This window comes from Vibrio sp. MM46 (genome assembly GCF_027587135.1).
GTDB classification, from domain to species: domain Bacteria; phylum Pseudomonadota; class Gammaproteobacteria; order Enterobacterales; family Vibrionaceae; genus Vibrio; species Vibrio harveyi.
The window spans coordinates 1-22,674 of the sequence record NZ_JAPPTO010000016.1; the positions used below are offsets into that span (position 1 = coordinate 1).

Sequence of the window (22,674 nt, forward strand, 5' to 3'; positions counted from 1 at the left end):
TTTCTTTTCAGGTTTGATAAAAGTATTAAAAATACATAATGAGCAGAGGCGTTCTAGCTTATTTTTAATAATATGCGTGATGGTATTATGGATCTTTAAGTTGATAGTTATTGGAAAATACCAGCTTTTTGGATTGAATGTTGGTTTATGACGCCTACAAAAGCCCCTTTTCTGTCTAATACGGGAAGAGCTGTAATGGCGAGTTTACCCATCAACTCTAAAGCTTCAGTGCATAGACTAGATTGAGTGATGCAAGTAGGATTCTTTGTCATCACGTTACTCAATATTGTGTTAGATAATACACCTTTCGTAAATGCCCTGCGTAGATCCCCATCTGTAAAAGCTCCTGCTACTTTTCCTTTTTCGACAACAGCTAATAGTCCGTAACCTGTTTTACACATCACCTCTACTGCTTGTTGTATTGTTGAAGTTGGGTAACAAAATGCACTTTTATGCTGTTCATCTAAAAGTTGCTCTATTGTAGTTAGTAATCGGCTACCCAAAGAGCCTGCGGGGTGTGTGCGCGCAAAATCAGTATGATCAAAGTTACGTAATTTCATAACGGTCAATGCGATAGCATCGCCTAATATTAGAGTGTTAGTTGCACTAGCCGTTGGTGCTAAACCAAAAGGACATGCTTCTTTTTCTGATGCAATATCCAAGGGATAGTTGCTATTTTTTGCTAAGTAGCTTTCTTGGTTAGCAGTGACTCCGACGCTGATTATTCCTTGCGCTTGCAATAAAGGCAGTATTATTTTGAATTCAGTTGTCTCCCCTGAGTTTGAGATTAACATTATCAAATCAGATCGATCGACCATCCCTAAATCTCCGTGTAGAGCTTCCGTTGGATGGATGAAAAAGCTTGATGTTCCCGTAGATGCGAGCGTGGCAGCTATTTTTTTCCCAATGTGCCCTGATTTCCCCAACCCCATAACTATAACTTTTCCTTTACATTTTAGTATTGTCTGACATACGTCTACGAAAGAATTTCTCAAAGTTGGTATCAAGCGTTTTGCTTGTTCAATTTCTTGAGAAACGATATGGCGTCCCTGAAGGAAGATCTCTTCTACAAAAGCATCTCGACTCATATGTATTCCTTTTTGCTGTTTTTGTTACTTATAAAATTTTCATTGTGAAAGTTAATGTTTGATTTATACATCATAAAACTAACGATTAGCAATAATGAAAAAGAGAAATAAACAGAGCGATTTTTTATTTTTGTGATTAATCCCTTTTAACTTATTGTTTTATATATGAAAATGTTTATTTTTAGTTCTTGCTATTCTCTTGAGATTTTATTTAACCTGTATTTTGTTGTGATCTTTGTCATCAAAATGAAAATCAAAGCTTTTACAGTGAAAGTTAAAATGAAAATATGAAAAAGAGGACAAACAGAACTAATCAAAACAACGAGGTAAATTATGGAATGGATAATTAATGGCGCGGAATGGTTTATAGGACTGTTTCAAAAAGGGGGCGAAGTGTTTTCTGGTATGGTTGCCGGGATCTTGCCTCTTCTTATTTCTTTATTGGTTGCGATGAACGCACTCATCCGCCTAATAGGTCAGGACAAAGTTGAGAAATTGGCTCAACGTAGCGCAGGTAATCCTGTGTCCCGGTACCTAGTTCTCCCAGTTATTGGAACATTTATCTTTTGTAATCCCATGACGTTGAGTTTAGGGCGCTTTCTTCCAGAGCGCTATAAGCCATCATATTATGCTGCAGCTTCATACAGTTGCCATTCAATGAACGGTTTATTCCCTCACATCAACCCTGGCGAGCTCTTTGTTTATCTGGGTATCGCCAGTGGACTCACTACTCTCGGGTTGCCATTAGGTCCACTTGCTGTGAGCTATCTGTTGGTTGGTATGATTACTAACTTTTTTCGTGGGTGGATCACCGATTTTACAACAGCATTGGTTGAGCGTCAGCAAGGTGTTCAGTTAGAGCGTGAAGTTCATTTTAGCTAGTGGGGAAATAGAAATGTTTCAAGTCTTACGCATAAACAAAGGCAATGGCGGCTGGGGTGGTCCTCTTGAGTTGTCTGTCGAAAATAACAAAAAAGTAGTTTACATCACTGGTGGTACTAGACCGAGCATTGTCGATCGTATCTGCGAACTAACGGGATATGAAGCCGTTGATGGATTTAAAACTAGTATTCCGGATGATGAGGTTGCAGTTGCTGTAATCGATTGTGGGGGGACTTTACGTTGTGGTCTATATCCTAAAAAACGTATACCAACAGTAAATATTCATTCTACGGGTAAGAGTGGTCCGCTTGCGCAGTTTATCACGGAAGATATTTATGTTTCTGGTGTACGAGATACTGATATTGAGTTAGTTGGTTCCGAAGGTGGAAAAATAGCATCAACATCAGATGATTTAAAGGTAGAAAGTACATACGACACGACTAAGAAGTTATCTCAGCAAAGTGATAGTTTGCTTGCCAAAATTGGTATTGGAATGGGCTCAGTTATGGCAACGTTCTTTCAAGCGGGACGCGAAACGATCGATACTGTTCTGAAGACAATTCTTCCCTTTATGGCGTTTGTATCGATGTTAATTGGGGTCATTATGGCTTCAGGTTTGGGGGATTTGATTGCTAATGCATTGACACCTCTCGCACAAAATCCCTTTGGTCTCGTCACGTTAGCATTGATCTGCTCGTTTCCTTTGTTGTCGCCTTTCCTTGGTCCTGGAGCCGTTATTGCACAAGTCATTGGTGTCTTGGTTGGAACTCAGATTGGTATGGGAAATATCCCCCCTCATTTAGCATTACCGGCTTTATTTGCCATTAATGCACAAGCTGCAGCGGACTTTATTCCTGTCGGGCTTGGTTTAGCGGAAGCAAAACCGAAAACTGTAGAGATTGGGGTTCCATCAGTTTTGTACTCACGTTTCTTGACGGGAGCCCCAACTGTTTTAGTTGCTTGGTTTGTTTCAATGTTTATCTATCAATAAGGAGCATATGAATGCTACCTCTTTATAAAGTACAAATTAAAAGAGTTGGGGAGTTTGCTAATTGCGCCCTAGAAGATGACATGATGATCATTTTTAGCGAAGTCGCTCCAAGCGATGCTGCGGATTATTGCTTTATCCATGATCACGATGAGTTGAAAGGTCTGATAACGCAAGGTGGTTTATTCAAACTCGGGCAGCAGCAATATCTAATAACCGCTGTAGGTGATGTCGTGAACCAAAACTTGGCTCAATTGGGACATATTACTATTAAGTTCGATGCATCAAATGAAGCGCAATATCCAGGATGTTTGCATGTAAAAGGTCGACGACCTCAGAGGGTGATCTGCGGTGAAGAAATTGTCTTTTTAAATTAAATATTAGTGCTTTGAGTATAGATGAATATTTTGTAAGTAAGGTGTTGAAAATGAGTAAAGTAGCTTTGGTTGTTGGTGGTGGTCAGACCTTGGGTGAGTTTATCTGTCTAGGTCTTGCTGATGAGGGATACCATATCGCTGTCGCAGATTTGAATGGCGATAACGCCAAGTTAGTGGCGAAAAAAATCAATCAAGAATATGGATCTGAGAGCGCATTTGGAGTTGAAGTCGATGCGACCAAAGAGCATAGCGTTTTAAATATGATTAAGAGTGTGGATGATCATTTCGGGCGAGTTGATCTACTTGTTTATAGCGCAGGTGTGGCGCAAGCCGCGAAAATTGACAGTTTTCCTCTAGATGCATGGCAAATGTCTATTGATGTAAACCTTACTGGGTATTTTCTCTGCGCCAGAGAGGCGTCGAAAATAATGATCCGTGAAAAACGAGGAGGCAGGATTATACAGATTAACTCGAAATCGGGTAAAGTTGGTTCGAAACACAATAGCGGTTATTCAGCATCCAAATTTGGTGGGGTTGGTCTAACTCAGTCTTTAGCGTTGGATTTAGCAGAACATAACGTAACAGTGCATTCTTTAATGCTAGGTAACTTAATAAAAAGTCCAATGTTTCAGTCGCTATTGCCGCAGTATGCTAAAAAACTTGGAGTTCCTGAGTCTGAAGTTGAACAGCTGTACATCGATAAAGTACCTTTGAAATTGGGTTGTGAATATCAAGATGTATTGAATGTGTTGAAGTTTTATGCAAGTGATGAAGCTTCGTATTGCACTGGACAGTCGGTCAATATTACCGGTGGTCAAGTGATGTTCTAATCCATCCCCCATGGATAATGCTCAATGCTCCAACTAAGAGGGCGAACAATATTGGGCAAGCTTATGCTTGCCCTTTTTTTCTGAGAGGAGGTGAATGATGGATCTTACTGGGATGTTAATCTATTTGGCGGTTATTGCTTGGGTTTTGCAGATTACCCTTGGGTTCCTACAGATTCGTGCTTTTAACCGTATGCTTCAAAGTATGGCGAAAAAAGGGCGAGTTAAAATTGGAAGGACTCAGAGGCGTTGGAAGCCTCGTACAGTTGTTGTGTTAGCTCAAGACGATTCAAATCATGTCGTTGACGCTAGAGTTATGAAAGGAATGTCTGTATTTGCACGTCCTAAAGTATTATCACTATTGGTTGGTAAAAAGATTCCTATTTCACCGGCACTTCTGACAAAACTTGAACTCAATGTTCAGGAAGCGTTAAACGTCGCAATTTCCAAGCAATAATGAAAGATTGTTTTTCATTGTCTTTTAAATTGAAAGGTAAGTGTTATAGACTATAAGTATTTAATTATTAAGTCGATGCTATGAATCTAGATAACAGAAGAGCGCAGTTGTTAGAATTCCTGCGTACCAATGGTAAGACATCCGTGAACAGCCTAGCTGATACTTTCGAAACATCTGGCGCAACTATACGAAGCGATTTACGCTCCTTAGAACATGAGGGATTGGTCGTACGTCGTTATGGTGCAGCAGAAGCTTGTCTGCTTAGTGCAAATAATGCCGAAGATCGTTCTATGGACGAAAAACAAACAGTAAACCTCGAACGTAAGTGCCTCATTGCTCGAGAAGCTGCGCAATTAGTTAATGACGGAGACTCAATTATACTTGATTGTGGTAGTACCACACTACAGATGGTTGAACACTTTGAACGTGTAATGGCATTAACATTAATGACCAATAGTATCCATATTGTTAATGCAGTAGCAAATCTTGAAAAAGAGCATACCGTATTGGTACCAGGAGGGACTTACCGGCGCAAATCTGCGTCTTTCCATGGAACTTTGGCAGAACAGGCATTTAAACAATTTTCATTCGATAAACTCTTTATCGGAGCTGATGGATTTGATTTGGCTCAAGGAACTACTACTTACAATGAGGCGTATCAGGTCAGTCAAGCTATGTGTCAAGCTGCACACCAAATAATTGTGGTAACAGATTCATCCAAGTTTGGACGACGTAGCCCGAATGTTGTCGTTCCTTTAAACAAGATCGATATACTAGTCACGGACGCTCAGATCGGAAAGGAAGATATTCAGTTTCTTGAAAGTAAAGGTATTGAAGTCATAATTGCTGCGGGATGATAGCGAACATCATTTGAACGAAGGGAAGTTATTATGCTTCCTTTTTTTGTATGTAGTTTTCATTATGTTGCCTATTTCAATTTTTAGCTTTTAAAATGAAAGTCTCTGGTGATTAAATTCACGCTTTTTTATTTTTCCTCTTTTTCAAAGTGTCAATAAACGAAACACTGTAACAATAATTGCTTTGTCTTTGAGAAATGATGATATGGATTGGATCGTCGAAGGAGCCAACTGGTTCATTGGTTTGTTTGAGGCAGGAGGGGAGGTATTCAGCAGAATGGTCTCTGATGTACTGCCTCTACTCGTATGTTTGCTCGTTGCAATGAATGCGCTAACACGATTCATTGGTCAACACCGGATCGAACGCCTAGCGCAAAAAAGTGCTTCAAATCCTTTATCACGATATTTGCTTCTACCAACTATAGGTACTTTTGTCTTTTGCAACCCAATGGTTTTGAGTTTAGGGCGATTTTTACCTGAAAAGTATAAACCGTCGTATTATGCTTCTGCCTCTTATAGTTGCCATACAATGAATGGTATGTTCCCGCATGTTAATCCTGGAGAGCTTTTTATCTATCTCGGTGTTGCTGCTGGGGTTGTTCAGCAAAATTTACCGCTAGGTCCTTTGGCAATTTCATATTTGTTAGTTGGCTTAGTAACAAATTTCTTTAGAGGATGGATTACCGATTTAACGACGAGCTTTGTAGCAAAGCAACAAGGAGTAGCCTTAAGCGATAAAGTTGATTTTCATACTGATGAGGAGAAGGTATGAAAGTGTTAAAAGTAACACCTGGACCGGGTGGTTGGGGGGGACCGCTGTCAATACCGGTTAATCCAAATAAAAAAATAGTTTTTATAACTGCTGGTATTCGCCCCAAATTTATTGATGAAGTTGTAGCTCTTACAGGGATGAAAGCTGTCGATGGTTTTGAAATGTTCGTCCCCGATGAAGATATTGCATTTGTTATTATTGATTGTGGTGGTACGTTACGTTGTGGTCTATATCCAAAGAAGGGAATACCTACTTTGAATATTCATGCGACAGGAAAAAGTGGTCCCTTAGCACAATACATTCGAGAAGACATTTATGTTTCAAACGTATGTAGCGGTAGTTTCTCCATGCAACCCTTTGAAACTGAAGATAAAACCAATTGCGATCATTATATCAGTGAAGAAAATTTCGATACGAGTAAAAAACTATCGCAACAAACTGAAGGACTTTTAGCTCGGATCGGTATGGGTATGGGATCTGTAATGGCAACATTAAACCAAGCAGGTCGAGAAACTATCGACACGGTTTTAAAGACAATTTTGCCTTTTATGGCGTTTGTATCGATGCTTATTGGTATCATCATAGCTTCCGGATTAGGGGACTTGATAGCTAATGCTTTAGCACCTTTAGCAAGCAATCCCATTGGACTGCTAACCATTGCGCTAATTTGTTCGTTTCCTTTGTTATCTCCCTTTCTTGGTCCAGGGGCCGTCATTGCACAAGTTATAGGGGTGTTAGTCGGTACGCAAATTGGAATGGGAACCATTCCTCCACATCTTGCACTACCAGCATTGTTTGCAATCAATGCCCAAGCAGCCTGTGACTTTATTCCTGTAGGTTTAGGTTTAGCAGAAGCAAAGACTGAAACCGTTCAAGTAGGTGTGCCCGCAGTATTGTACTCTCGGTTTTTAACTGGTGCGCCCACTGTTTTAGTTGCATGGGCCGTATCACTTTTTATCTATCAATGAGGGGTTATGTTTCAATATCAAACTAAAGTTGTTTCGGTAGGAGAATACGCCAAAGATTCTCTTGAAGATGATATGGTTATTTTATTTGGTCGCAAAGCTCCACTAGAAGTCCAAAATTATTGTTTTATTCATTCGGAGTCATTTCTCGTAGGAGAGATAAATCATAATACGACATTGTTAATTGGTGATTTCGCATACGTTATCACTGCAGTAGGGGATGCTGCGAATCTCAACTTAGCGAAACTAGGTCATGTTACGTTAAAGTTTGATGGGCGACGAGAACCAGAGCTCCCTGGAACAATCCATTTATTAGGACCTAAGCTCGTGACGCTAAACGAAGGAGACAGTTTAATTTTTGGTTGATAAAAGTAATTCAATTGAACGATAGAGCTTCGTAAACTATTACAGATGGCTTTTAGTTTACTTTAATCACCATAACACTGTAATGACGCCGCTTACGATTGCAAAAACGATGGTGTATTTTCTCGATTTTTAGACATTGTCTGATGTCTTTTCTTCGTCAGTCTCCTTTGCCTTCCAATATATTCTTTGAATTTCTCTCATAAGAAAGTTTCCGATCGCTCTGAATGTTCTTGAAATTTGATATTAAAAGAATGATGTTATTTTTCCTGTCAACATAACTTATCATTGGGGAAAATAAAGTGTGAGAACTTTATGATAAATAAAGATTTTATCTGTGAAGTTTTTGTGAGTTTCTGCTGTTAATTTGAGGGAAAACTAATAACAAGGAGAAGTCAGTGAAAGCCCCAACGTTACAGCCAGAGCTCAACAGTTTTGTTGGATCTTCATTAGTTGGATCGACACAACGATTCACATTTCTTTATGAGGCGTTTTCAGAGTTGTCTGCGGACGATCAAGCTTTATTTGAGGAATACGGGCAAGGTCCCTCTGCAATTCCCAAATATTCGTGTTTACATACTGCAATTGAGGCGATAGCTAAAATACAACCTGATGATATTGCAGTTGTTCATGACAATAAGACTATTACCTATCAAAAACTAAATGAAAAAGCCAACGCTTTAGCCGCTTTTTTACGTGTACATGGCGTAGAAAAAGGAGATGCAGTAGGTTTATTTCTTACGAGATCTATTCCTATGATTATAGGGATACTTGCGATACTTAAACTTGGTGCTTGTTATGTACCTCAACATGCGGGAGTTGCGCCTGCGAGAGTATTAAAGCATGTGATAAATACAGCAAAAATCAAAGTTGTTTTAACACTATCTGATTTTTCCGATCTTCTTTCAGAATGTGAAAGTCAAAAGTTATTCTACTTAGATGAATTACTCCAAACATTACACGTAGCTGAAAACTTAGAGCTGCCAATAGTAAGTTCCGACTCAAGATGTTTTATCTTGTTTACATCAGGTACTACTGGCACACCAAACGGTGTACAAGTTACGCACAAAAATGTCGCAAATATTGTGATGACATCGCCAGGTAACCTTGGGATAACCCCAGGGATGAAAGTAGGGCAGATATTAAGTATTGCTTTTGACATGTGTGCATGGGAAATCTTTGTCACACTTTGTCATGGTGCAACCTTATTAATACGCGGTAAAAATATCCAAGAGACGGTTAGTCAAGCAGATGCAGTTATAGCAACACCCTCAATACTAGCTAGTTTAAACCCTGAAAGCTGTCAATCCATCCAAGTTGCTGCGGTAGCGGGTGAGCCTTGTCCTAAACCATTAGCTGATACTTGGGCTTCCTTCTGCCGTTTTTATAATTCCTGCGGACCGACTGAAACTACAATTATTAACACTGCTCAGCACTATTCAGTGAATTGCGATGAACTAACAATAGGAAAGCCGACACCCAATAACACTGTGTATATATTGAATGACGATCTAAAGCCTTGTGCTATAGGTGAGGTCGGTGAAATGTGGGCTGGTGGCTTATGCGTCACTGCTGGTTATATTGGAAATGAAGAGCTCAACAACGACCGCTATCGTCAAGACCCATTTCTTGGCGGTGATTACAAAATGTTCCGCACTAGAGATTTGGGTAGATGGACTGAACAGGGTGAGTTGTTGCATTTAGGGCGGACAGACGATCAAGTCAAAATCCTTGGCTTCAGAGTCGAGTTGGATTCCGTTTCTCGAGTATTGGAAAAGACACCATCTTGTCATCAAGCGGTAACGTTAAAGGTTGATTGCAAAACTCTTATTGCCTTCGTGACTCCTAGAAATATTGACCCGGAACAAGCAAAAGAGACTGTTAAAAAACACCTTCCTTATTATTGCATTCCTAGAGTTATTGTCCCTCTTGAGTCATTGCCTAAAACTTCAAGAGGAAAAATTGACAAACGCCAGTTATTGGCTCTGTACGTCCAGTCACAAACACCTCTTATGGAAGGCATATAATGAATTCACTTGAACAAAATAACATTGTATTGCCAAAGCAAACATCTTGGTTTCGTCGTGTTTGGTCTTATCCTGCAATGGAGCATTATTACCGACTCATGTTTTTAGTGCTCGTTATGAATCTAGCAACACTATGGTATGGGGTCGTGAACGCTGCTTGGTTCTCGGCTCAGTCAATAGCGTTATTAACCATCGCAAATATGGTTGTATTGAACTTAACCGTTGCTGTTTTAGTTCGGCAACAATATGTCATAAACTTTTTATTTTGGCTCGCGACAAGAGCACCAACTTCTTGGCCTTTGAGCATTCGTTGGCACTTAGGGAAGATCTATCACCATGGCGGGCTTCATAGCGGCAGTGCGATTGCTGCCACTGCATGGTTTACAATTTTCGCTGGAAGTGTGGCTTATAGTTACCAGTATGATTTAACGTCTATCTCAAGTCTTACTATCGGTGTCAGTTACGTGATTCTCGCGCTATTGATACTGCTCGTATTTATGGCATTACCTAACATTCGCAAGAAATATCATAATGCGTTTGAAAAAACACACCGTTTTGGAGGATGGAGTTTACTTACGTTATTTTGGGTTCAAACCTTCTTGTTAGGCGCAGACCTTCAACCAGAATTGACTGCAAGCGCATTAATGTTGTCTTCTTTCTCATTCTGGTCTTTAGTCATTGTGACATTGAGCGTTGCTTTACCTTGGTTCCGACTTCGCCGTGTGCCGGTTAATATTGAAACTCCGTCAGATCATGTCGCGTTGTTAAAATTTGACTATGGTGTAACCCCTTTTGCTGGTTCATCGACCGCGATTAGTACTAATCCTTTAATGGAGTGGCATCATTTTGCTAATGTTCCGAGCCCTGGCCAGTCTGGTTATCGATTAACTGTATCTCGCGCGGGAGACTGGACTGGAGAGCTAATCAAAACGAAGCCCAACCATCTGTGGGTGAAAGGCATACCCACTGCCGGGGTTGCTAATATAGAAGTTCTTTTTAAGCGCGTAGTATATATCGCAACAGGTAGTGGTATCGGCCCATGTTTACCTCATCTATTAGCTAAACAAGTACCAATGCATTTGGTTTGGTCAACTCGATCGCCCCGAAAAACGTACGGCGATGAACTTGTTGATGAAATTCTTTCTGTTCAGCCTGATGCAGATATCTGGGATACAACTGAAAAAGGAAAGCCGGATATGGTGAAACTAGCCTATGCAGCATATAAAAAATTTGATGCTGAAGCGGTTATCTGCATATCGAATCAGAAACTTACTAAAGAAGTGGTATTCGGCTTAGAAAGTCGAGGAATTCCCGCTTATGGCGCAATTTGGGATTCTTAAATGATTACTTCTAGGAGGCTAAGTAATGACGATTAAAATTGAAAAGATAGACCGTGTCATACTCGTTACTATCAATCGCCCAGATAAACTGAACGCACTAAATACTGTGGTTATGTCTGAGCTTATACAAGTACTGACTAAGTATGACCAAGATCCGGAGGTCGGATGCTTTGTGATAACAGGGACTGAACGAGCGTTTGCAGCAGGAGCTGATATCGCGGAAATGTCAGATAAAAGCTACGTTGATATGTTGAGCATAGATTACTTTTCAGGTTGGGATATGTTTTGTGCAATCAGAACACCAAAGATAGCCGCTGTTTCAGGTTATGCGCTTGGTGGTGGCTGTGAACTGGCGATGATGTGCGATCTTATTTTTGCTGCAGAATCAGCATTATTTGGTCAACCAGAAATTAAATTGGGTGTTATCCCCGGCATTGGAGGAACACAACGACTTCCTCGCCTCATTGGAAGATCAAAAGCAATGGACTTAATTTTGACGGGGCGGTCGATGGATGCATATGAAGCGGAAAGGTCGGGTCTTGTAGCTCGAGTAATACAATCTAATAACCTGTTAGAGGAAACAATTACAGCTGCTAAGCAAATCGCTGGTTATAGCAAACCTTCTGTTATATTGGCTAAAGAAGCAATAGACCGTGCCGATAATCTGCCATTAAGTGAAGGAGTGTTGTTTGAGCGACGAGCATTTCATTCGCTATTTGCAACCTTAGATCAGAAAGAGGGAATGAATGCGTTTTTACAAAAACGCGCCCCGAAGTTTCAAGGATGCTAAATTAATTATAGAACTTCACCTTTGAGATTATGAGCAAAGGTAGACAAGGAGATGTATAGTGCGGTCTATCTAAAAAGTAAAAAGGAGTAATAGATAGACCGCGATGATGGATGCTAAGAGGGCAGATAACTAGTACTCTCAAAAGGTTTTTTAGGGGGCTCAAATGTATATCATTCTGGCTACGATGTTGCTTGTCTAAACAGTGGAATCGAAGCTCTGAAAATCATCGGTTGGCCACTACTTCTTTCAATATAAACACAATAGTAAAGGCTCGATCTTATTGTTTAATCGGCTCAACTATAGTGGTTAGCGCATTGGCTACGGTTTTTAGATCCTCTTCTAATCCACCAACCAAAATTATACTCGACTTTCCAACTGGCATAGTAAGAGTACTGTAATTCACCTTATTGCTATAGGATGGATCTGTGCTAGTTACATTAGTTAAGAAAACGCTAATATTTCCCTTTTGACCTTGCAGTATTAGATATAACGCATCTTCACCGCCAAACCCACAATGGTTCAAATAGCGCACGTCGTAAGGAATATTTTTTGAAAATTCGTAATTAAAAGGACTTAACTTGGCGTTTATTTCGTCGAGTGATACATTTTCTTTTATATTTTTTACAAAATCGTGATCTCTTGTGACTCGTTTCATGGCAATGTCCGCGAGGCTTGCGTTAGCACTACGAACGAGAACATTTTTCCATTCTATTTGACTAATAAATAAACCGGTTAAAAAAGCCACTGATAGTACTATTATCGTATTTTTTTGTGCGAAATGTTCCTTTAATGTTTTCATCTTTATTTAAATGTTAATTTTTAGGCGCAAAGAAGGGTTTGATTGAATATGACTTTCAATTGTTAACGTGCACGTCTAAATTCGCTATTACTGTAATTTACAAGTACTACGCTTTGTTCTTCTAGGGATTATACCAATGAAAGTCTCATATGTGTGTTAGGTTGAGTTTTATCTTATAATGCCTCCGTTATCCTTGCTGAAACGATTCAGTTGGAGGATGTTAATAAACGATTAGGTTTTTAGCAACCTTGCTTTCTTTTAATTGTGAACAACTTCTACAAGTTAAAACGAGATAAAAACGCATAAGTTTTCAGGGTATGATTCTTTAAAGCTTATGATGAGCACTCATAAACCAAGAAAAACTGAAGATATTGACTTTATTGGACAATGACTAAATGAGAAATATTACATACAAAATGGGTTATTATTTTGCATGTAGTTAACTTTTGTATCCGTACAAACTCATTAGTTAAGGTTAAACCTTGTGTTAAAGAAAAATACTTTATGAGCATTTGCTAGCTATAGTTTTACCAACCCAATAAACTTGAAACAAAGCAAACCTTTAAAATCAATCGCTTGGATTTTTTGACTTTAGAACTTCTGGGATATTCAACGACAGGAGTAGGTTTTAATTGGTGCTGCCTGGTTCGACTTAGTTACATGAAAGGTTTCGGAGAATTAAGATAGGAAAGTATGATTTCGCGTGAAAACGGTAGTTAGTGAGAGTTTTATATGGTGATAAAACTCTAGCACTTGCTACCGCTTTAGTTTTTAGTTTTTAGTTTTAGCTTATCCCCGTAATGAACCGTTTTGTGAAAATTTCGTTTCTTATTCAAAAACAGAATCTAATCGGGTACGCCTTTACAGCTCCCTTGTATTTGCTAAGGATCCACTACACCCTAGTGGAAGGAATACCCATTTTTATGCTTATTTCTATATTAGGGGGCTTGATTTCACTTAAGGTTCAAAAAATCAATATGGGCGTGCTGGAGCAACTAATCTTAATGGTAGTTCTTCTTCAAGAATATAAATATCACCATTGTCGGTATATAGGGTAAAACCAGCGTTAACTGGGACGACCCGTTCTATTCTTGCTGAAATTTTTTGGTTTCTATAACTACCTCCGGCTTCTTTAAAACCCCATGTCTTTACCATCACATATGGTTGTTCGGTAGATTGGTAATCTTTTACAAAAAGGTATGCTCCTTCATTAGAAAAGAGTTTTCCTGCTTTGCCGGATATATCGACTCCCCCTATATCTGAAAAACCTACATAGCTTGGGCGATTGTTGTCGTAGTAATAAAACTTAGTGTATTCACCAAACTCGACTTTAGCATCCAAATCCCAAATCCCTTGCCATGAAATGACAGCGCCATCGGAAAGAACAGCAGAATAACCATAACCATTTGAAGCTACGTTTACGACGTTGGTTAACTTGTGATCATGTTTTACTGGCTCAGAGTAAATGTTGCCGCCTGTAAAGATACTACCCCAAGTTACCACTTCGCCTTCAAATGTAGTTGCTGCAAATGAATTAGATGCGGCCTCAATAGACTTAACGTTGGTTAAAGGGGCTTCTAAGTTATAACTAACCGATTTTTTTACAGGTTCGTAATGTGCTGGAATCGTGACTTGTTTTTTTCGCCAGCCGCAAACAGGGTCAACGTCGTAATAACCTTCTTCTAATCGACAAGTTTTAGCCGTGGCAACATATTGTTGCTCGAAGGTATAATAGTCATAAGAGAAGGTACCTCCGTGTGCACTATTTCCCCATACACCAACACTGTTGTCTTGCGTTATATAAGCAAAGGCATGATCATTATTTATTAGAGATTGAACACCGTCACTGACATGCTCCCCTTGTGAGTTAGAAAGAGAACCCCAGCGATAGAGATTGTTTTGGTCAGTTAAGATTGCATAATTGCCAAGGTAGGAGTTTTTCAATTCGGAAAACTCAATAACTCTACCAAGTAGGGTTGAGCATGATTTACTGCCGTTTTTTATGTTGAAGATACATGTTTCTCCCTGATCAGATTCAGTCGCTAAACTCTCATTGCTGCTAAAAATGGCGTTTACACTGCTGACCAGTAGTTTCTCAATCTTATCATCTTTACCAACTAAAAAGACATTTCCCGCTTCTGTCAATACAGCGAAGTATTGATCTAAAACCCTTATATCTTTAATTCCTTCGGAGTTAATAAAGGAGAGGTGGTCATTGTTGTGATTTACAGGTCCCCATACATAAAAGTTTTCATTGCTCTTGACTCCACCAAATGCGAATTGAGTTGCAAAGATTTTTTTAAATCCAGAATTTTCAACAGCAGGTAGCTTTTGAAATCGTCCGACAGCTTGGTATGCCATTGAACCATCTAAGATGTGATCCCATTCGAGAATAGTCCCATCGTTATACAAGGTTACTTTACTGTAGTCATTTGAAACCTGATCAATAGGAAAAGCTTTCTGGAAAGTCTTGGTAAATGTTGAAGAAGGTTGGTCATGATATTGGAGATTGATAGAAACCTCTATTGGTAAAATATGTTCTCCTTTTGAAAGTGTATAGTTACAACTGTCGGATGCTTTCTTCTTGTCAATTTTCCACGAGCAAGTAAATATTTGACTCCCATCAAGCACACCATCTGTTGAGGCTAGTGCTAACAAACTATCTTGACTTGTATACTCATTTTCTCGGTGAGATGAATAAAGCTCAGATTTAAGCCTAATATCGGTAATCGATATACCTTGGTTCGGAGAAGGAGGGTTGGGTTGTGATGGAGTGATATTATTATCGTCGTTTCCTCCGCAACCGACTAAAACAAGCAAAACTAAAAATGGTGATTTGAATTTCATATCTCTACTTCTTAAAGACATAATTAGCGTGAGGGTAGTGGCTATGGCTCTTCTTTGTCCCCTCAACTGCCTAATTGTAATACTAACTACATGCTCAACCTTGCGTTTTTCAGTATACTTTATAAGTTTCAGAAGGGGTAATGATTTTAAATGTTGCGAATTAGCCTGTGCTTGGTGATTTATACCGAAAGAGTAGGCTTTCGATACACTAGAAAGAGTATTAATTTAAGGGTTGTCTTTATCTTATTTACATTGAAAAAATAGACAATGAACGGCAATTTTCAGACAAAATTCTGCTTGTTCTCTCTCGTATATTACCTTTGTGGTCAACGCGATGTAGTGCAAACACGCTCTTTTTCAAGTCAGTATCTAATACAGTCACAGCTATGTTAGTTTCTCCATTACGATCCTTATAATCCAGCGTATTATAAAGTGAACCATAAAACTATCATTCGAGTGTATGGGTTTGTATTGATTATTCTGTGCCAAGCGAACTGGAACGGTTCTGCCGGATCTTTGATAGTGCTTGCCTAGCATATGGTAAAGACCATCTACTCACTCTTAAGGAGATTGGTGTTTTACGCATAGTGAAGTATTTCATCAACCAACAATTGTCCTTCGTCGTCAGGGTCGCCAGCATGAACAATCGTGTCGGCTTTTTGATGAAGCTAAGCACGGTTTGAAGTTGGCTTTGGTGAGGGAAGTTTTCTCCGCGATATAAACCATCATAATGCCTCCTAGTGTTCGCTTGAGCCTTCGACGTAGGTGTTCCCTGCGTTGTCGAAGTAATAGGTTTCCCCGTACTGCTCGCCATCTTGGAACGTCTCAACGTAACTGATGGTATGCGAGCAGTATTTTGGGCTTGAAGTCCCCTCTTTGTGGTTAATATGGCAGCTCTGGTCTTTAATGATTTGGCTCGGTCGAACTTCTGTTTTATTGCATCGGCTCCAGTCTTTGCCGGTTTCCCACTTCACGCATTCAACGCGTGGTGGGATGTAGGCTGCACGACCATCGCGAGCAAACATTTTGGAATCATTAGACGGAGTGCCAATAGGAACGTCACCTGAAAACAAACAGGACGTAAAGCTTGGAAGGGGAGGCTTGAACTTTTTAATACGCTTTACGAACGCTTTCTTAGCGCCGCTGCAACCACTTGGAAAGCCAGTTGGAAGACAAAGCCAAATAGCGCACTCATCGTCGCTTGCAGCGAACACAGGTTGAACAGGCAATAAAAACGCCGCTGTGATAGCGACCATAAACAGTTTGTGTTTCATGGGATGTTCCTCAATGGAGTTTAAGGCGTGGGATTTCAGGGATATTTGCTTCGGAGTATTTCACTCGCTCTGCGAACACAGGCTCTTCAAAATAAATGATTTTCTCTGCAATGAAGGGGCGTTGGTTCTCTTTCAAAATCAGGGTTTTGATACCGAGCTCTTTCGCAATAGGATGCTTCTCAAAGCCAAGCTCAACGATTTCATGCGGCATCATCAACGGGCGTTTCAGCTCATCTTCACTGGTTGTTCGGCTTGAGCCTTTGCCCGTACTGCGGCTGATTTTGCGCTTTTTCACCGTTTTAGTACCCAAGGTGTCAGAGAGGCGGCGAACGTTGTCGTCCACTTCTTTTGGTGGATACACCACCTTGACGCCGTGGTTTTTGCGAATGTTTTTCGCGTTTTCTCGGCCGTACACTTCTTCGAGTTGACCTTCGTCTTGGTAAATGGTCAAAAATCGCAGGTTGTAGCCTGCGGTGTAGCTGATTGCTTTTTCGATTTGCTTGACTCGACCAAGGGCCGTGAACTCATCGAGCAAACCCAAACACTGATATTTCAGGGTGTCGTCGTGTTCAGGTAGGGTGCGGGTGTTTTCTGAAATAAGTTGCTCGAAGAATAAGTTGAACAGCTTACCGAAATTTTTGAGGTTGGCGGGTTGGCAACCGACGTAGATGGTCATGCGTTTTTTGCGCAGCTGACGAAAATCAAAATCGGAGCCGCTGACGGCTGCTGCGGTGACTCGGTCACTGAATATTGCTAACGGACTAAGCAAGTTACTTTCAACGCTCGAATACGTATCTTCAGCCATCGACAAGCAGTTATTGAACTCAAAGCGAGCATCGTCTGAGACGTAGTCGTTTTTGATTTCTCGGCGCATCCACGCTCTTAAGCCTCCCTCGATGCCGCCAAGTTTCAGCACGTAGGGCAAAGAGGGCGTGATGCCTGTGATGGACTCGGTATCGAGCATCCAACAACTGAGTCCCTTAAATAGCTTACCCGCCAATTCGTTCCAAATATCGCTCTTATCCCCAGAAATTGGGTATAAGCTGCTAGCAATATTGAGCACATCGCTTACTCGAAATACGGGACTTCTGCGAACGTAGTCGTAAGGATTCCATTGGTGGGTGCGTAGCTCTTCGCGCTCTCGCGATTGCTCATCAATGGCATACCCATCTGGCGCAAACAAGAAAACGTCTTGGCCGCATTGCTGACGAAACCCGCCGCTTTTGACCAAGTTCTCGAACTTAATATCGACACAAACCAACGAATCGGGATAGGTCACGCAGTTAGGGATAACGATGCCGACCCCTTTACCGCTCCGCGTTGGGGCAGGGACTTCAACAAACTGCGAGCTCTCTAGCTCGATGAAACGGCCTTTAAAGCGGCCTGTTGGCATCTTGCCTAACAAGATGCTTGGCTTCCTGTTCTTGGCTTTTGGGTTAGGAAAAAGACCTGAGTTCGCCAAGTCCATGTCGGTCGCGAACTTCGCACTGCCGTGGATTTCTTCTTTTTCTTGGCTGGCAATGGCTATCACGATAGCCATCAGCGTTGGAAACAAAGTGATGGCGATACTCACGGCCACACCAATCACCAAGAACTTCTTGATGTCAGGGTTGTGGCTGTAAGTTTGCCACTGGTCAAAGAGGCTGTGATACGTCAGGTGCTCTAACGAGATATTGGTGAGCTTGTAATAGGCAGCGCCGCCACCATACAGGCCACCAATTAAACACAATAGGGTAAAAAAAAGGAACATGGCGAACAATATTCCTTTTTTCTTTTTCGATAGCGCCATGATTTAGCCCTCGCTTAACAGTCGATTCTTCTCGACGGGGTCGTAAAAGAGTTCGACGAGGTGAGTGTGTTTGAAAAAGGCAATCACATCGATGCTGGTTCGAATGGTTCGCATGATGTGGTGATAATCGAGTGTTTGGCCGACTTCGGATTGTTTCACTAATCCCGCCAGTCGTGCGGGTGTGGAATAACAGTCGTTGGCGTGAATGGTGGTGATTGAGCCTTCGTGTCCGGTGTTGAGCATTTCAAGGTACGTCCATGCCTCATCCCCGCGCAGCTCGGCCAGCAACACATGGTCGGGTTTCATTCGCATACACGACTCGATGATTTGTTTCGGGGTTAAGCCGCCTTGTTTGTAAAACAGATGAAGGTGATTGGGATGGTTAGGTAAGTCGAGCTCATGCACATCTTCAATGGTGAAGAGGCGCTTATCGGTGGGGTATTCATCCACCATTGCTTTCATCACAGTGGTTTTACCTGAACCAGTGCCACCGACGAGTAAGATGTTGAGCTTGCTCTTTACTGCCATGCTAAAAAATTGCGCCATGTCGCCATTTTGTCTGAGCGTAAGAAGCTGCTCTTGAACCGGTGTTAATTCAACACGGTTCACATCCATTTCTCTAAAGCCAGAGAATCGACCGCTTTCTTGGTAGCTCGACAGCGCAAATCGAGTGAGAGAAGGCTTGCGGATGGTCATGCTGACAATGCCGTTTTCAGTGGCAGGGGGAATAGCAATTTGGCCGCGCTCACCATCAGGAAAAATGACTGAGGCGACAGGATTGGCTTCACCGAGAGGAATGGTCAGCCCCGCGAACGTGGCTAACGCTTTTGCAAGATTGCTGCACATGTTTAATGATAAGTTTGGCAGCGCGTCGCGCTCCCAACCGTTACCACGATCAAACCACACCTCGTTAGGCCGATTGATGGCAATCTCGGTGAGTCCTTCTAAGTCTAAGTAGTGGCGCAGCCCGGTCATGTTGAGTAATTGATTGACCGTTGCGGCCTTATCGATGGTGTTCATGACTATCCTCTGCGTTATAGAGCGTGCTTCGCTGCTCGATTTCTTTTTGCACCTCAAGCCAATAATTGACGAATTTCGGTGAGGCATGAGCAAGAAAGTTAGGGGTGATGATGTTGAGGCGCTGCGCGAGCGCGATATCAAATTCAGCTAGGGTTTCCATGGACAATCTCCAAAGTCTTTATCCACGCGTAGCGTGTTACTCCTTTTGTCTCAACAAGCGCTACGCCCGTTATTGCAGCCAAAAGCGAGCCTGGTATTGAGGTAAGTTAAGTAGGAAGGTGGTTGGTCCATCGGGTCTAAAATTTTACATATAGATCATTTATGTAATCCCGCGGACCAACCGAATTTAGCGGTTACTCGAAGGTGTACACACTCGACATATCAATGTCGCGAGCAACAATGATGTTGATGCGTTGACCGATTTGGGTGTAACCCGTTGGTGAAATGTTGATGCTACTCTCAAGTGCCTTCTCTGCTATGTTGCTGGCATTCTCAGTTGAGCTATCAAAGGTAATATCACCATTAGATGAAGCGGCTTTTTCCGCGAGAGCGCCAAAAGCATCATCAAGGAAGGACAGTAATATTGCGCCGCCAAAGCGCTCTTTAAAGTGATTATCGACCCAAGCCTCGTTACCGCTTGCGCCGAGGCGACCTGCACCCAGTGAATTGATGCGAATGGCTATCCCGTTCGGCGTCTCGATATCTGCCCACGTTGTGAATACGCGGTTTTTCCCTGCTTCTAACTGGACATTTTGCGACCCCGTGAGCAGCGAACCGCGCTCAACCAATAATGCCTTACCATTGGCGCTGTAGACATCTTGAGTGACGCGACACATCACAATGCCCTGATAGTCAGAAATGACCTGACTGTAGAGTGCACAAGGAATGATTGAGCCATGTTTGAGCAAAAAGTCTAATCCTCCTTGCTTGCGCTTGGAGGCGTGACCCATTGCGAAGGTCGGTGCTTCATAGCTGTTGTCGTAAGAGGCAGGTTCAGGCGTGCTTTGACCACTGGCAGAGCTGCCGCTTTCAACGTTGACCATAAGACCACCCATTAAGCGACGCTCTTGCGAAGTCGGTGGCGCATTCTTGTCTCGCTTTGATGTGGTGGAAGATTGCTTTGCGACATTTGGCTCTGGAACGCCCGCTTTAGGCACGATGACTGGTTGCTGCTGCGTTGCTTGCGCTTTGGCTTGCTTGAGCTCTTGTTCTCGCCTCCATTGAGCGGCGCGTTCTTGCTGAACTTTGTCTTTTTCATGGTCACGTTTGGCTTTCTCAAACCATGCACTGTCGTTGCCGACCGTGCTTTTTTCAACGCCAACCACCTCGGCAGTAGACTCTGGCTGTAGGGGCTTTGTTTCCACTTCCGCTTCACGAAATTGATTAATCGCGAACAGAATCCCCACTACTACGACGACCAAAGCGAGTATCACCAAAGCGATCACAATGACCGCTTTGTTTTTCTTTTTACGACAGCTCACTGTGAGCTCGCCACGGTCGAGGTTGGCACTTTCATAAGCGCTTGGGATGGTGTTGTCATCGCTCATGTTCGTCCTCCTTAATGACGCGAGTGGCTTTAATCGAGGTCGCTTTTTGGTTGTGACCAGCGAACTCGACAAAGTGAGAAAGCACCCCTAAAACACGCTCACCAAGGCGCAAGCGGTATTCATTGGCAACCGAATGGATCACGATAGTGTCTTGCTCAATGTGGTAGTTCACTAAAGACTCTTTGCCGTCGGTGTTGATTTGGTAAATCACAGGCAGTTCGGCGTTTTTAGAAAACTTCATGCAGGTGAAGCGACCATTATCCCACGCGTAAGCAGGGGATAATTCCTCATCGCCCCACTTCACGTAACGGAAGTTGTATTTCCCATCGGTACAAGGGGCTTTGAGAGGGGTAGGGCTGGCTTTCTTCGGTGTTGGGTAACGCATTTTTACCACGTAGAACGGCTGTTTATTGGTGAACAGTTCAAATGAGTAAGTGCGCCCTAAATCGCTTACGATGGTTAAGTTGGTATTGGGCTGTTTGGCTTGAGGTTTAAAGAACACGTTGTTACCGCGCACGTTAAACCCCCATGCGGCGGCATCACCCATCCCTAAACCAGAGTGCTCGCCAACAATGGTTTCATTCTTGTCGAGCTGAATGAGGGTGGCGACGCCCACTTTGGTGCGTATCGCAATCACATCGCTAGGGTCGTACTCTGCATACACGATGCGGCGGTCTTTGCCTTGATGCTTTGGTAGGGTTAAGGCGTGGGTGGAGAACGCCATCAAACACGCCAAAGAGACAATCAGTTGTTTCATCATTGGATCACCCTGTTTTCTTGATAACTGGTGACTCGGAAACCAAGTGGGTTAAGTTGGCGCTCTGATTCCGTTTTGATTTCCTTGAGGTAATCAAAGGTAACGGTGGCGCTCCATTTGGTCGGTAGGTAAGAGGTGTCAGGCGTGTCATCGCTATTGAGTACCACTTTGGTGAAGGACACTTGCGCGAGCATTTGGTCTTGACGGGTTGGCAAGAACGAAATGGAAACGTCTTCTAAGTGGATTTTCTTATAGTCTTTGAACACTTCGACAGGGGAGTTCTTAGCTCGTAGCTGCATGTTGTAAGCGCTAAATACATCGTGACGACTGGTGAGTTTGATGTAGTCAAAGGCATCTTGAACGGTTTGCCATTGGTAAGAGCCACGAGTAATGACGTAACGATTCAACCAATGCTTATCTAACGCTTCGCCGTACGTGATTTCTCTTGCGTCAGCGAGTGGTTGAATGATTTGAGTCATACCTGTTTGTGGGTCGATGTAGAGCAACCGATAGTCCACGGTTTTTAGTGGCATCATTACAACAATCGCAATGCCGAGAACCAACGCGAGAAAGCTAGAGCCCGTTGTGACTTTCCATGCGGTCTTCGCGTTTTTTTTGGCGATTTCAACGCGGTCTTGCTCGAACTGCTTAATCTCTTCGAGGTACGCATCAGCTTGTTTTTGATGGTTGGCGGTTGGTTTTTTATCGGCCTTGGCATGATTGTGTTCCAAGGCAGAATCGATGGTTGTGCTCATTGCATGTCTCCTTGGGTGTACAAATCAGCAAGGTTAACTTTGGAGGGGTTAACCGGAGTGATATTGCCTTTTGGCTCCGGTGGCGGCGGTGGAGTGCTAGAGCAACCCACAGTCAAACACGCCACCAATAGCAGGGTGAACGTCTTCATAAAA

23 protein-coding genes are annotated in these 22,674 nt (G+C 42.2%); 12 read left to right on the forward strand and 11 right to left on the reverse strand.

Annotated elements, in window-relative coordinates; all coding sequences use genetic code 11:
• Positions 1–107 precede the first annotated feature (107 nt).
• Positions 108–1,088: a KpsF/GutQ family sugar-phosphate isomerase gene (locus tag OH459_RS17750; protein WP_049536976.1), complete on the reverse strand. Its 981-nt coding sequence runs from the start codon at positions 1,086–1,088 to the stop codon at positions 108–110.
• 333 nt (positions 1,089–1,421) lie between these two features.
• On the opposite strand from OH459_RS17750, the gene srlA (OH459_RS17755) reads away from it, so the two are divergent.
• The 12 genes from srlA (OH459_RS17755) (at position 1,422) to OH459_RS17810 (ending at position 11,733) form a co-directional block, all read left to right on the forward strand.
• A complete protein-coding gene (gene srlA / locus OH459_RS17755) occupies positions 1,422–1,970 on the forward strand; it encodes a PTS glucitol/sorbitol transporter subunit IIC (RefSeq protein ID WP_017188826.1) in 549 nt (182 codons plus the stop codon).
• A gap of 13 nt (positions 1,971–1,983) precedes the next feature.
• Positions 1,984–2,961, forward strand: a complete 978-nt coding sequence (gene srlE, locus OH459_RS17760) for a PTS glucitol/sorbitol transporter subunit IIB (RefSeq protein WP_017188827.1) — start codon at positions 1,984–1,986, stop codon at positions 2,959–2,961.
• Between the two features lie 11 nt (positions 2,962–2,972).
• Positions 2,973–3,335: a PTS glucitol/sorbitol transporter subunit IIA gene (locus OH459_RS17765; protein ID WP_017188828.1), complete on the forward strand. Its 363-nt coding sequence runs from the start codon at positions 2,973–2,975 to the stop codon at positions 3,333–3,335.
• Between the two features lie 50 nt (positions 3,336–3,385).
• Entirely contained in the window at positions 3,386–4,165 is a 780-nt protein-coding gene (srlD, locus tag OH459_RS17770; protein ID WP_017188829.1) for a sorbitol-6-phosphate dehydrogenase, read from the forward strand.
• 94 nt (positions 4,166–4,259) lie between these two features.
• Positions 4,260–4,619, forward strand: coding sequence for a transcriptional regulator GutM (locus tag OH459_RS17775; protein ID WP_223295794.1), 360 nt, complete (start codon positions 4,260–4,262; stop codon positions 4,617–4,619).
• An 80-nt stretch (positions 4,620–4,699) separates the two neighbouring features.
• A complete protein-coding gene (srlR, locus tag OH459_RS17780; protein WP_017188831.1) occupies positions 4,700–5,476 on the forward strand; it encodes a glucitol operon DNA-binding transcriptional repressor SrlR in 777 nt (258 codons plus the stop codon).
• Between the two features lie 205 nt (positions 5,477–5,681).
• Entirely contained in the window at positions 5,682–6,248 is a 567-nt protein-coding gene (gene srlA, locus OH459_RS17785) for a PTS glucitol/sorbitol transporter subunit IIC (RefSeq protein ID WP_017188832.1), read from the forward strand.
• Positions 6,245–7,216: a PTS glucitol/sorbitol transporter subunit IIB gene (gene srlE / locus OH459_RS17790; protein ID WP_079325411.1), complete on the forward strand. Its 972-nt coding sequence runs from the start codon at positions 6,245–6,247 to the stop codon at positions 7,214–7,216. The genes srlA (OH459_RS17785) and srlE (OH459_RS17790) overlap by 4 nt, the downstream gene beginning before the upstream one ends.
• 6 nt (positions 7,217–7,222) lie before the next feature.
• A complete protein-coding gene (locus OH459_RS17795; protein WP_017188834.1) occupies positions 7,223–7,579 on the forward strand; it encodes a PTS glucitol/sorbitol transporter subunit IIA in 357 nt (118 codons plus the stop codon).
• A 395-nt stretch (positions 7,580–7,974) separates the two neighbouring features.
• Entirely contained in the window at positions 7,975–9,603 is a 1,629-nt protein-coding gene (locus OH459_RS17800; RefSeq protein WP_029790198.1) for an AMP-binding protein, read from the forward strand.
• Positions 9,603–10,943 (forward strand): membrane protein, encoded by a 1,341-nt coding sequence (locus tag OH459_RS17805; RefSeq protein ID WP_029790199.1) that lies wholly within the window; start codon positions 9,603–9,605, stop codon positions 10,941–10,943. The genes OH459_RS17800 and OH459_RS17805 overlap by 1 nt, the downstream gene beginning before the upstream one ends.
• 25 nt (positions 10,944–10,968) lie before the next feature.
• Complete coding sequence (locus OH459_RS17810) at positions 10,969–11,733, forward strand: enoyl-CoA hydratase-related protein (RefSeq protein WP_047515443.1); 765 nt, start codon at positions 10,969–10,971, stop codon at positions 11,731–11,733.
• Positions 11,734–12,010: 277 nt separating this feature from the next.
• Here the strand turns inward: OH459_RS17810 and OH459_RS17815 are convergent, their stop codons facing one another.
• The 10 genes from OH459_RS17815 to OH459_RS17860 all read right to left on the reverse strand — a co-directional run bounded on the left by OH459_RS17815 (position 12,011) and on the right by OH459_RS17860 (position 22,670).
• Positions 12,011–12,532, reverse strand: coding sequence for a DUF3379 family protein (locus tag OH459_RS17815; RefSeq protein WP_047515446.1), 522 nt, complete (start codon positions 12,530–12,532; stop codon positions 12,011–12,013).
• A 972-nt stretch (positions 12,533–13,504) separates the two neighbouring features.
• Positions 13,505–15,379, reverse strand: a complete 1,875-nt coding sequence (locus tag OH459_RS17820) for a hypothetical protein (RefSeq protein ID WP_230844723.1) — start codon at positions 15,377–15,379, stop codon at positions 13,505–13,507.
• Positions 15,380–16,116: 737 nt separating this feature from the next.
• Positions 16,117–16,653 carry a conjugal transfer protein TraL gene (locus OH459_RS17825; protein ID WP_269987852.1) on the reverse strand — a complete coding sequence of 179 codons (537 nt, stop codon included), beginning with the start codon at positions 16,651–16,653 and terminating at the stop codon, positions 16,117–16,119.
• 10 nt (positions 16,654–16,663) lie between these two features.
• Positions 16,664–18,403, reverse strand: a complete 1,740-nt coding sequence (locus tag OH459_RS17830; protein WP_269987853.1) for a type IV secretory system conjugative DNA transfer family protein — start codon at positions 18,401–18,403, stop codon at positions 16,664–16,666.
• 42 nt (positions 18,404–18,445) lie between these two features.
• Positions 18,446–19,462, reverse strand: a complete 1,017-nt coding sequence (gene virB11, locus OH459_RS17835; RefSeq protein ID WP_050921196.1) for a P-type DNA transfer ATPase VirB11 — start codon at positions 19,460–19,462, stop codon at positions 18,446–18,448.
• Complete coding sequence (locus OH459_RS17840; RefSeq protein ID WP_189338783.1) at positions 19,446–19,622, reverse strand: hypothetical protein; 177 nt, start codon at positions 19,620–19,622, stop codon at positions 19,446–19,448. Before OH459_RS17840 ends, virB11 begins: the two co-directional genes overlap by 17 nt.
• A 193-nt stretch (positions 19,623–19,815) precedes the next feature.
• Positions 19,816–21,009 carry a TrbI/VirB10 family protein gene (locus OH459_RS17845; protein WP_079325425.1) on the reverse strand — a complete coding sequence of 398 codons (1,194 nt, stop codon included), beginning with the start codon at positions 21,007–21,009 and terminating at the stop codon, positions 19,816–19,818.
• Positions 20,999–21,769: a TrbG/VirB9 family P-type conjugative transfer protein gene (locus OH459_RS17850; protein ID WP_079325427.1), complete on the reverse strand. Its 771-nt coding sequence runs from the start codon at positions 21,767–21,769 to the stop codon at positions 20,999–21,001. Before OH459_RS17850 ends, OH459_RS17845 begins: the two co-directional genes overlap by 11 nt.
• Positions 21,766–22,521 carry a virB8 family protein gene (locus OH459_RS17855; RefSeq protein ID WP_047515455.1) on the reverse strand — a complete coding sequence of 252 codons (756 nt, stop codon included), beginning with the start codon at positions 22,519–22,521 and terminating at the stop codon, positions 21,766–21,768. The genes OH459_RS17850 and OH459_RS17855 overlap by 4 nt, the downstream gene beginning before the upstream one ends.
• The gene (locus OH459_RS17860) at positions 22,518–22,670 is read right to left on the reverse strand and encodes a hypothetical protein (RefSeq protein WP_170926996.1); all 153 of its coding nucleotides are present in this window, start codon (positions 22,668–22,670) and stop codon (positions 22,518–22,520) included. Before OH459_RS17860 ends, OH459_RS17855 begins: the two co-directional genes overlap by 4 nt.
• Positions 22,671–22,674: the final 4 nt, after the last annotated feature.